Below are 1,164 nucleotides of genomic sequence, written 5' to 3' on the forward strand. Positions count from 1 at the left end.
TGGGCGAGCAGGCCGTTGCTGAGGTCATCAAGGTAATTCCCACGGGGTCGTTGACGCTGGATTTGGCAACCGGAGTGGGAGGACTACCCCGTGGCAGGATCACCGAAATCTATGGTCCGGAGTCCTCGGGCAAGACCACGCTGGCCCTGAGCACCATCGCCGAGGCCCAGAAGACCGGCGGCATTGCGGCGTTTATCGATGCCGAGCACGCCCTTGACGTCGCCTACGCAACCCGCATCGGGGTCAGGGTGCCGGACCTCTTGATATCGCAGCCTGATAGTGGCGAGCAGGCGCTTGAGGTTGCCGAGTCGTTGGTCAGAAGTGGCGCACTCGATATCATTGTCATTGACTCGGTGGCTGCGCTCGTGCCTAAGGCCGAAATCGAAGGCGAAATGGGTGACCAACTGCCGGGGTTGCAGGCTCGACTGATGAGTCAGGCACTGAGAAAGCTCACGGCGGTCATCTCAAAGTCCAGTACTTCGGTTGTCTTTATCAATCAGATACGGCATAAGATCGGCGTCTCATACGGAAACCCGGAGACCACCACCGGGGGCAATGCCCTGAAGTTCTACGCATCCATGAGGCTGGATATCAGGAAAATCGAAAACCTCAAGTCAAACCAGGAGGTCATCGGTGGACATGTCAAGGTCAAGGTGGTCAAGAACAAGGTTGCTCCGCCATTTAAGCAGGCCGAGTTTGACATATACTACAACGAGGGAATCTCAAAGACAGGCGAAATCATTGACATCGGAGTTGAAATGGGTATCGTTGAGCGTGCCGGAACATGGTACAGCTATCAAGGCTCAAAGCTCGGACAGGGACGAGACAACGCCAGGAAATTCCTCATCGAAAACCCCGATGTCATGGACGACATAGAAGCAAAGATCATGGCAAGTGGAAACATCCCACAGATAACCACATCTACCAACAACAACTCCTCTGCCCCTACGGACGAGTGAACTCTATCAACTCACGGAAAAGACAAGAAAGGGGCGGCTCCGCCCCCTCCTCAGACCTCCCCCGCAAGGGGACCAGTCCCCCACTGAGCCGGGGGTCGCTGACCCCTTGACCCCGTAATAATCCAATGAAATTTGCTATAATCTAAATCATAGGCAGGTACGTAAATGTATAGGATACTGAAAAAAGAGGTCTACTCTGCAAGCA

1 protein-coding gene is annotated in these 1,164 nt (G+C 54.4%); it reads left to right on the forward strand.

Going from position 1 to position 1,164, the window contains the following annotated elements; genetic code table 11:
• A partial coding sequence (gene recA, locus HWQ67_RS19220; RefSeq protein WP_218254306.1) for a recombinase RecA occupies window positions 1-959 on the forward strand: 959 nt, incomplete at its 5' end.
• Window positions 960-1,164 lie beyond the last annotated feature (205 nt).

Origin of the sequence: Candidatus Magnetobacterium casense (assembly GCF_019173545.1) — a bacterium.
In the GTDB taxonomy this organism is placed as follows: Bacteria; Nitrospirota; Thermodesulfovibrionia; order Thermodesulfovibrionales; family Magnetobacteriaceae; genus Magnetobacterium; species Magnetobacterium cryptolimnobacter.